7 protein-coding genes are annotated in these 8582 nt (G+C 72.1%); 5 read left to right on the plus strand and 2 right to left on the minus strand.

Annotation, left to right across the window (positions count from 1 at the left end; translation table 11 throughout):
* Positions 1-180: 180 nt before the first annotated feature.
* The gene (locus HPT28_RS00420) at positions 181-1008 is read left to right on the plus strand and encodes a trypsin-like serine protease (RefSeq protein ID WP_219088171.1); all 828 of its coding nucleotides are present in this window, start codon (positions 181-183) and stop codon (positions 1006-1008) included.
* Positions 1009-1192: 184 nt separating this feature from the next.
* Here HPT28_RS00420 and HPT28_RS00425 read toward each other — a convergent pair whose 3' ends face one another.
* The gene (locus tag HPT28_RS00425; RefSeq protein WP_191209959.1) at positions 1193-1423 is read right to left on the minus strand and encodes a hypothetical protein; all 231 of its coding nucleotides are present in this window, start codon (positions 1421-1423) and stop codon (positions 1193-1195) included.
* Positions 1424-1849: 426 nt separating this feature from the next.
* On the opposite strand from HPT28_RS00425, the gene HPT28_RS00430 reads away from it, so the two are divergent.
* The 3 genes from HPT28_RS00430 (at position 1850) to HPT28_RS00440 (ending at position 6405) form a co-directional block, all read left to right on the plus strand.
* Positions 1850-3976, plus strand: a complete 2127-nt coding sequence (locus HPT28_RS00430) for a type IIA DNA topoisomerase subunit B (RefSeq protein ID WP_219088172.1) — start codon at positions 1850-1852, stop codon at positions 3974-3976.
* A 198-nt stretch (positions 3977-4174) separates the two neighbouring features.
* Positions 4175-4813 (plus strand): DUF485 domain-containing protein, encoded by a 639-nt coding sequence (locus HPT28_RS27670; RefSeq protein ID WP_374226899.1) that lies wholly within the window; start codon positions 4175-4177, stop codon positions 4811-4813.
* Positions 4810-6405 (plus strand): cation acetate symporter, encoded by a 1596-nt coding sequence (locus tag HPT28_RS00440; RefSeq protein WP_219088173.1) that lies wholly within the window; start codon positions 4810-4812, stop codon positions 6403-6405. The genes HPT28_RS27670 and HPT28_RS00440 overlap by 4 nt, the downstream gene beginning before the upstream one ends.
* Before the next feature lie 8 nt (positions 6406-6413).
* On the opposite strand, the gene HPT28_RS00445 is transcribed toward HPT28_RS00440, so the two are convergent.
* Positions 6414-7316, minus strand: coding sequence for a sucrase ferredoxin (locus HPT28_RS00445; protein ID WP_219088174.1), 903 nt, complete (start codon positions 7314-7316; stop codon positions 6414-6416).
* A 92-nt stretch (positions 7317-7408) separates the two neighbouring features.
* Between HPT28_RS00445 and HPT28_RS00450 the strand changes: the two genes are divergently transcribed.
* Positions 7409-8560: a GTP-binding protein gene (locus HPT28_RS00450; protein ID WP_219088175.1), complete on the plus strand. Its 1152-nt coding sequence runs from the start codon at positions 7409-7411 to the stop codon at positions 8558-8560.
* The last annotated feature ends 22 nt before the right edge of the window (positions 8561-8582 follow it).

Genomic DNA, 8582 nt, shown 5'->3' on the forward strand with positions numbered 1-8582 from the left:
CACAGCGCCCCCGGACCGATCCTTCGCGGTCCGGGGGCGCTGTGCTTGGCCGACCGTCCCGCACGGGCGGGCCTCGGGGCGTCGTCCGCTGACCGTGTGTGCGAGGGGTTCCCGATCGGGCGAAACCGAGGGCGGGAGGGCTCTGTGTGACGTCCTGGGTGCGTAGAGTCAGGAAGCCCTATGAGGAACTTCCCGCGCCTGCTGCTCGGCGCCTTCACGCTCGCCCTGCCCCTCGGCCATGTCGTCGCGCCGGGGCCGCTCTCGGCCTCGGCCGCTCCACGGGTCATCGGCGGCGACGCCGTCACCTCGGAGGAGCACCCCTGGGTGGTCGCGGTGGCGAGCCGTCAGCAGTTCGGTCACGGGCGCTCAGGGCAGTTCTGCGGGGGCGCGGTGGTCGACCCTGACACGGTCGTGACGGCCGCGCACTGCTTCAGCGAGGAGGTGCTGGGAGAGCGGCTCCCGCAGGTCGGGGATCTGCGGGTCATCGCAGGGCGTACCGATCTGCGCACCGGCGCGGGACGTGAGGTGGGCGTCGCCGAGGTGTGGGTCAATCCCGAGTGGGACAGCCGGACGAACTCCGGTGACCTGGCCGTGCTCACCCTGGCCCGGCCGCTGCCCGCCGAGGCGGCGCTGCCGCTCGCCGAGAAGGGGGACGAGGCCTACGAGCCGGGCACGGCGGCCACGGTCTTCGGCTGGGGGGACGTGCGCGGGAACGGGATGTACGCCAGCCGGCTGCGGGCGGCATCCGTGCGGGTCCTGGCGGACGCGCAGTGTGAGGAGGCGTATGCGAAGGGCGCGTCGGGCTCGTACGAGGCCGGGACGATGGTCTGTGCCGGGGTGCCCGAAGGGGGCCGGGACGCCTGTCAGGGGGACAGCGGGGGGCCTCTGGTGGCCGAGGGGCGCGTGGTGGGGCTGGTGTCGTGGGGGGTTGGCTGCGGCCGCGCCGGACTGCCCGGTGTCTACACGCGGGTGGGCGCCCTGCGTGAACTGATCGAGGAGCACCGCTGACGGGTATGTGAGGCCCGGGTGCATGAGGCAGGGGAGGGCCGAGGCGAGGGCGGCCCGCGTGCGACGACGGGCGGCCGCCCCCTTTCGGGGGGACCGCCCGCCGTTTCCCGGCTCATGGGCCGGTGAAGCACTCGTCCGCGAGGCCGGCTCCGAAGAACGGGGCCGACTCCGGCAGACCCGCAGGTCAGCGTTCGTCGTCGGACGCGTTCGCGGGAGTGGCGGTGAGCCGCTCCGTCTCGTCCTGTATCTCGGCGGCGATCTTCTTGAGTTCCGGCTCGAACTTGCGGCCGTGGTGCGCGCAGAACAGCAGCTCGCCACCGCTCACGAGCACGACGCGCAGGTATGCCTGGGCGCCGCAACGGTCGCAGCGGTCCGCCGCCGTCAGCGGGCTCGCGGGGGTCAGAACAGTAGTCACGTCGCCTCTTCTCTAGCTCGACGAGCTGTCGTACCAGGGTCAACATCCAACCAGTCCGAGAATGTTCCCGCCCGGAGCATTTCCTCGAAACTTCTTCGGCCGAGGGGTTGGCTGTCACCGGTTGGCGGCGAAAGAGCCGTATTGCGAAGGGTTACTGGTTGCTTGCGGGTCTCATGCCGTTCGTCCTGAGGTTGGTTCCGGGAAGTCACCCGGCTTGTATCGGAGGACGTGCCCGGAGCCTAGATGGTTCATGCCTCAAAGGGAACGTGATGTACACGTCACCCGCTTGGGTTATCGAACGTGCATACGACTCTCCTCTAGCATAGGTTTACCCGTGGGTGGCTGCTCACCAGGGCTCCTATGCCTCGGTACCCTCTGTCCGGCAAGCAAGCCACCCCCAGTTGGATTCAGCGAGGAGCGAACCGCGTGACCGCCGAGACGTCTGTGCCGTCGTCCACAGCGCTGCTGACCGGAGCGGACCGGGACGGTTCCAACTACACCGCGCGGCACCTCCTCGTTCTCGAGGGCCTCGAGGCGGTGCGGAAACGACCCGGCATGTATATCGGCTCCACGGACAGCCGGGGGCTCATGCACTGTCTGTGGGAGATCATCGACAACTCGGTCGACGAGGCGCTCGGCGGCCACTGCGACCGGATCGACGTGTTCCTGCACGAGGACGGCTCCGTGGAGGTCCGGGACAACGGCCGCGGAATCCCCGTCGACGTGGAGCCGAAGACGGGTCTGTCCGGCGTCGAGGTCGTCATGACGAAGCTGCACGCCGGAGGCAAGTTCGGAGGCGGCTCGTACGCCGCCTCCGGCGGTCTGCACGGCGTCGGCGCCTCGGTGGTGAACGCGCTCTCGGCCCGCCTGGACGTCGAGGTCGACCGCGGCGGCAGGACGCACTCCGTCAGCTTCCGCCGCGGCGTCCCGGGGATCTTCACCGAGTCCGGCCCCGAGGCCCCCTTCGACCCGTCCGGCGGGCTGCTCAAGGGCAAGAAGATCCCGAAGACCCGCACCGGTACCCGGGTGCGGTACTGGGCGGACCGCCAGATCTTCCTCAAGGACGCCCAGCTCTCGCTGGAGACGCTGCACGCCCGCGCCCGCCAGACGGCCTTCCTCGTGCCCGGGCTCACGATCACCGTCCGGGACGAGCGGGGCACGGGGGACGGCTCGGCCGCCGCCGAGGAGGTCTTCCGCTACGACGGCGGCATCAGCGAGTTCTGCGAGTTCCTGGCGCAGGACAGACCGCTCAACGACGTCATCCGGCTGGAGGGCCAGGGCACCTTCAAGGAGACGGTCCCGGTGCTCGACGACCGCGGGCACATGATGCCCAAGGAGGTCACCCGGGAGCTCGGCGTGGACGTCGCGCTGCGCTGGGGCACCGGCTACGACACCACGGTCCGCTCGTTCGTCAACATCATCGCGACGCCCAAGGGCGGGACGCACGTCGCCGGGTTCGAGCGTGCGGTCACCCGCACGGTCAACGAGGTGCTGCGCGCGACGAAGCTGCTGCGCGTGGCCGAGGACGACATCGTCAAGGACGACGCCCTGGAGGGGCTCACCGCGGTCGTCACCGTCCGCCTGGCCGAGCCGCAGTTCGAGGGCCAGACGAAGGAGGTGCTCGGCACTTCGGCGGCGTCCCGGATCGTGGGGCAGGTCGTCGCCAAGGAGCTGAAGGCGTTCTTGACCTCCACCAAGCGCGACGCCAAACAGCAGGCCCGGACGGTGCTGGAGAAGGCCGTGGCCGCCGCCCGCACGCGGATCGCCGCACGGCAGCACAAGGAGGCCCAGCGTCGCAAGACGGCTCTGGAGTCCTCGGCCCTGCCCGCCAAGCTCGCGGACTGCCGCAGCGACGACGTGGACCGCAGCGAGCTGTTCATCGTCGAGGGTGACTCCGCGCTCGGTACGGCCAAGCTCGCCCGGAACTCGGAGTTCCAGGCCCTGCTGCCCATCCGGGGCAAGATCCTGAACGTCCAGAAGTCCTCCGTCTCCGACATGCTCAAGAACGCGGAGTGCGGGTCGATCATCCAGGTCATAGGGGCCGGGTCGGGGCGCACGTTCGACATCGACCAGGCGCGCTACGGCAAGGTGATCTTCCTGGCCGACGCCGATGTCGACGGGGCGCACATCCGGTGTCTGCTGCTGACCCTCTTCCAGCGCTACATGCGGCCCATGGTCGAGCAGGGCCGGGTCTTCTCGGCGGTGCCGCCGCTCCACCGCATCGAGCTGATCAACCCGAGGAAGGGCCAGGAGAAGTACCGCTACACGTACTCGGACAACGAGCTGCGCCAGACGCTGCTGGAGCTCCAGAGCAAGAACATCCGCTTCAAGGACTCCATCCAGCGCTACAAGGGTCTGGGCGAGATGGACGCCGACCAGCTCGCGGAGACCACGATGGACCCGCGGCACCGAACGCTGCGGCGTATCAACATCGGCGACCTGGAGGCGGCGGAGAAGGCCTTCGACCTGCTCATGGGCAACGAGGTGGCGCCGCGCAAGGAGTTCATCACCACCTCGGCGGCGACGCTGGACCGCTCCCGGATCGACGTCTGAGCCGGACGCCGTCCCGCACCCGTGCGCCGGGCCGGGACGGCTCCGCGCCGAACGGTCGCGGCCCCGAAGCTCCGTGCCGCGACCGTTCGAGCATCACCTGAAAAGGTGAAGGTGGCCGCAAGCCCCGCTCCTCTCACCGTCCGTCTCGCCATCCTGGGTGCCCCGGGAAGCCCCCCGGGGGATCTGAGGAGACGTGCGGTGACAGAGCAAGGCGGTCCGGACGACGACGGCGGCGCGCTGCGGTACGAGGACGACCCGTGGTACGACGCGGTGGCCTCCGGCCTTCCCGGCCCGGCGGCCGAGCGGTCCCGGCCCGGGGGCGGGTGCAGGAACGCTCCGTCGGGCGGGGCCGTGCCGTGGAACGCCCAGCCGCTGCCGCCCAGCAGGCCGCACCCGTCGGCCGAGCGTCGCGTCCCGGCGGGCCTGGGTCCACAGGACGCCGGACCGGAAGGCCCGCGAGACGCCCGAGACGCCCGAGACGCTCGCGACGAGCGGCCACGTGACGACGGCCTGGCGGCCGTGTACTTCGCGGTGCACCGCAGCGCGAAGTTCCAGGAGGTGCGGCGCCGCCACCGCCGGTTCGTCTTCCCCGCCGCCGTCGTGTTCCTCCTCTGGTACCTCGCGTACATCGTCACCGCCACCACCGCCCCCGGCCTCATGGCCACGCCCGTGGGCGGCGGCCCGGTCAACGTGGGTCTGCTCGCGGGGCTCGGGCAGTTCCTCAGCACGGCCCTGCTGGTGGGCGCGTACGCCTGGCACGCCCACTTCCGGCGGGACCGTGCCGCTCTCGACCTGCGGTGGGAGACCCAGCAGCGCACCCGGGAGGCGGTGCGGTGAGCTGGCACGACGACCGGCTCCCCGCGCTGGTCCTCTTCAGCGTCTTCGTCGCCGTCACGATCGCCATCACGACGTGGGCCGGGCGTCGGCGCCAGGGGTCGCCGGAGGAGTTCTACGCGGGCGGGCGGCTCTTCTCCCCGCTGGAGAACGGGTTCGCCATCGCCGGGGACTACATGTCGGCCGCCTCGTTCCTGGGCATCTCCGGGCTCATCGCCTTGTACGGGTACGACGGCATGGTCTACTCGGTGGGCTTCCTGGTGGCCTGGCTGGTCGTACTGTTCTTCGTCGCCGAGTTGGTCCGCAACTGCGGGCGCTTCACGCTCGCCGACGTCCTCGTCTCCCGGCTGCGCGAGCGCCCGGTCCGGGTGGCCTCCGGCACGGCCTCGGTGACCGTGTCGCTGATGTACCTGGTGGCCCAGATGGTCGGGGCCGGGACGCTGGTCGCGCTGCTGCTGGGCGACACCGGTTCCCAGGTGCGCACCTGGACGGTCGTCGGCGTCGGGGCGCTCATGGTGGTCTACGTGGCGTTCGGCGGGATGCGCGGGACGACGTGGATCCAGATCGTGAAGGCCGTTCTCCTCATGGGCGGCGCCATCACCCTGACCGCCCTCGTCCTGCTGCGCTTCGGCGGCGATCCGGCTTCCCTCCTTTCCGGAGCCGCCGAGCGCAGCGGGCACGGCGACGAGTTCCTCGCGCCCGGGCTGCTCTTCGGCGACAGCTGGACCTCGCGCGCGGACTTCGTGAGCCTCGGCCTCGCGCTCGTCCTCGGCACGGCCGGCCTGCCGCACATCCTCTCGCGCTTCTACACGGTTCCCACGGCCCGCGCGGCGCGCCGTTCGGTCCTGTGGGCCGTCGGCCTGATCGGCAGCTTCTACCTGATGACGATCGTCCTGGGGTTCGGCGCGGCCGCGCTGCTCGGCTCGGACGCGGTGCGGGCGGACAACGCCGCGGGCAACACGGCGGTGCCGCTCCTGGCCCGCTTCCTCGGCGGCGGGGCCGGGACGACGGGCGGCACGGTGCTGTTCGCCGTCGTCGCGGCGATCGCGTTCGCCACGATCCTCGCCGTCGTCGCCGGGATCACCCTCGCCTCATCGGCCGCCATCGCCCATGACCTGTACGGCTCGCTGGCCCGTCGTCGGCGGCGCCGGACGAGCGAGGTGACGGTCGCGCGGCTGGCGGCCATCGGCATCGGCGCACTCGCCATCGGACTCGGACTGCTGGCCCAGAACCTCAACGTGGCGTTCCTGGTCGGCCTGGCGTTCGCCGTCGCGGCCTCGGCCAACCTCCCGGTGCTGCTCTACACGCTGTTCTGGCGGCGCTTCACCACGCGCGGCGCGCTGTGGGCGGTGTACGGCGGGCTGATTCCGGCGATCGCCCTGGTCGTCGTCTCGCCGGTGGTGTCGGGCAGCCCGGACGCGCTGTTCCCCGCGCGGGACTTCGCCTGGTTCCCGCTGCAGAATCCGGGGCTCGTCTCCATCCCGCTGGGCTTCCTCGCGGGCTGGCTCGGCACGTTGGGCGGGCGGGAGCGCCCCGACCCCTTCCAGCACGCCGAGACGGAGGTCCGTGCGCTGACGGGTGCGGGTGCCGTCTGAGGACCGGTTCAGTCCGCGGCGGTGACGGCGACGGCCTGTGCGCGGGGCTGGGGCCCGGGGGCGGCCCCGCAGCTCGCGGGTACCGCGGGGCCCGGCTCCGTCACGCCGTCGACGCGCCAGGACCGGCCGTCGCGGTGGCGCACCACCAGCGCCCACCGCGACGCGTCGGCGGGCGGCTCGTCCAGGGTCAGCGCGTCGGCGTCCTCCTCGCCCGTCAGCTCCCTGACCGCCAGCTCCGCGGCCTGCCCGGCGCGGCCCCAGGCGGAGCGGCCCCGGCACCGTTCGGTGACCACGCGGCCGCGTCGCACGGCGCCCAGGACGCCCTTGAGCGCGGGCGCGTCGGCCCGGCCGTAGGCGTAGCCGTACGGCAGCACCAGCAGGGTGGGGGAGAAGCGGTGGCCACCGATGTGGGTGATCTCCCAGGTGTTCGCGTCCCCGGAGGCGGCCAGTTCCTCGGCCAGCGGGCGGCCGAGGAGCGCGCAGCAGCGGTCGCGCCGGCCGTTGGTGCACACCAGGGCCAGCGGATCGCCGCGGTACGGCTCGCCGGTGCCCCCGTGCTCCCCGCGGCCGAGCGCCGCGAAGTCGAGGGCGCTGAGGGTTTCCGGCGTGTCGGTGAGCCACGTGCGGACCCAGGACGCCCCCGGCAGGGTGTGGGCCAGGTAGACGCGGCGCGGCGGCCGGGGAGTGCGGTCCGCGTGCCGGCCGGGGCGGCGGATCAGCGCCACGCGCACGTCGGTGCCCTCGACGGCGGCGGTCAGGGTGCGGGCGGTGTCGCGGTCCAGGTGACTGGCGTGCAGGGCGTCCGTGCCCCACGGGCCCGGCTGTTCGAGCAGCAGCCAGGTGCGGGCGGTCGCGGCGGTGGCCGCGAGGGGCTCGGCCCGGTTCCGGGAGGCGCTCGCGCATGTGGTCACGGAGGTGAGCCTAACCTCCGTTACGATCGACTGCCGTTTCACCCGAGGGCCGCCTCCGGCGGTGCCGCATGTCTGCGTGAGAAGGGGCACAGGTGGTCACACACCGTATTCCGGTCATCGTCCTCGCGGGTTTCCTCGGCTCCGGCAAGACGACGCTGCTGAACCATCTCCTGCGCAACCGCAGGGGCGTGCGCATCGGGGCGGTCGTCAACGACTTCGGGGCCATCGAGATCGACGCCATGACGGTGTCCGGGCAGGTGGACTCGATGGTCTCGCTCGGCGACGGCTGCCTGTGCTGTGCCGTCGACACCGAGGACCTGGACGAGGTGCTGGACGCCCTCGCCCGTCCCGCCGCCGGAATCGATCTCATCATCATCGAGGCGAGCGGACTGGCCGAACCGCAGACCCTCATCCGCATGCTGCTGGCCAGCACCGACCAGCGCATCGTCTACGGGGGCCTGATCGAGGTCGTGGACGCCGCCGAGTTCGACGCCGTGCGCCGACGCCACCCGGAGCTGGAGCGGCACGTCCGTGTGGCCGACCTGGTCGTCCTCAACAAGACGGACCGTGTGCCCGCCGGTGAACGCGACGCGCTGCTGGAACGGCTGAACTCGCTGGCCGGGGGCACCCCCGTCGTCGCCGCGGCCCACGGCCGGATCGACCCCGGACTGCTCTTCGACCACGATGCCGCCCGGGATGGGGAGCCAGCCGTCCGCCAGCTCTCGTTCGAGGATCTGTACGCGGAGGACGGGCCCGACGCGTGCGGGCACGGGCACGACGCGCACGAGCACCCGCACGACGCCTACGAGGCGCTGTCGTTCACCTGCGACGAACCGCTCAGCCCCCGCCGACTGCTGGAGTTCCTGGACGAGCGCCCGGCCGGGCTGTACCGGATGAAGGGCCACGTCCTGCTCGGCGGGGACGAGCGGCAGCGGTGCTGGACGGTCCACGCGGTGGGCGGCTTCCTGCGCTTCACCCCGCGGCCGTGGCCGCCGGGTGAACCCCGGTCGACGCGGCTGGTGCTGATCGGCGCCGGGCTCGACGTCGACGCGCTGCGGCGCCGACTGGAGGGATGTGCGGGGCCGGGACCGGACGAGACGGGGCCCAGCGCACTGTGGGGCGTCCTGCGGTACGTGGACACACCGTCCGCCGAGGACGCGGACACCCACGGTGAGCAGTACGCCTACGAGGACCCCGACATCGAGGACCCCGACGCCCCGGAGCCCTACGGGGAACCGGTCTGAGCGAGCCCGGCGGCGCCCGCCG

Source organism: Streptomyces sp. JJ38, from assembly GCF_019303475.1.
In the GTDB taxonomy this organism is placed as follows: domain Bacteria; phylum Actinomycetota; class Actinomycetes; order Streptomycetales; family Streptomycetaceae; genus Streptomyces.

Excerpts from the sequence above, each read along its gene's own strand:
- HPT28_RS00420 (WP_219088171.1), top strand. The coding sequence starts at position 181 with ATGAGGAACTTCCCGCGCCTGCTGCTCGGCGCCTTCACGCTCGCCCTG.